This window comes from Pseudoalteromonas sp. MER144-MNA-CIBAN-0113, from assembly GCF_040308965.1.
Classification (GTDB): domain Bacteria; phylum Pseudomonadota; class Gammaproteobacteria; order Enterobacterales; family Alteromonadaceae; genus Pseudoalteromonas; species Pseudoalteromonas tetraodonis.
The window spans coordinates 1-232 of record NZ_JBEOOG010000625.1 but is presented as its reverse complement, the minus strand read 5'-3'; the positions used below and the strand labels follow the sequence as shown (position 1 = coordinate 232).

1 protein-coding gene is annotated in these 232 nt (G+C 39.2%); it reads right to left on the bottom strand.

From position 1 onward, the window contains the following. Positions 1-232: molybdopterin cofactor-binding domain-containing protein (locus AAEY57_RS21220; RefSeq protein ID WP_350608810.1), on the bottom strand; the 232-nt coding region annotated here is incomplete at both ends.

Below are 232 nucleotides of genomic sequence, written 5' to 3'. Positions count from 1 at the left end.
GCTACGCCGTGAGCGTAGTAAAAAAATGGGCGGCCTTCGCCTTTAGCTCTATCGTAATGAATTTTTGGTGTGGCGTAATAACCCGTTGATGAAAGCGATATACGGTTCATGTAAGCAAGGTTTGCAAGTTCGCTAAAGCTAATTTCCCCTTTACTAAAAGTAATGAGGTTATCTTTAAATGTAATACTTTGGCTGTCTACTTCAAAGTGCTCGGTAATAAAGTTTATTAAGC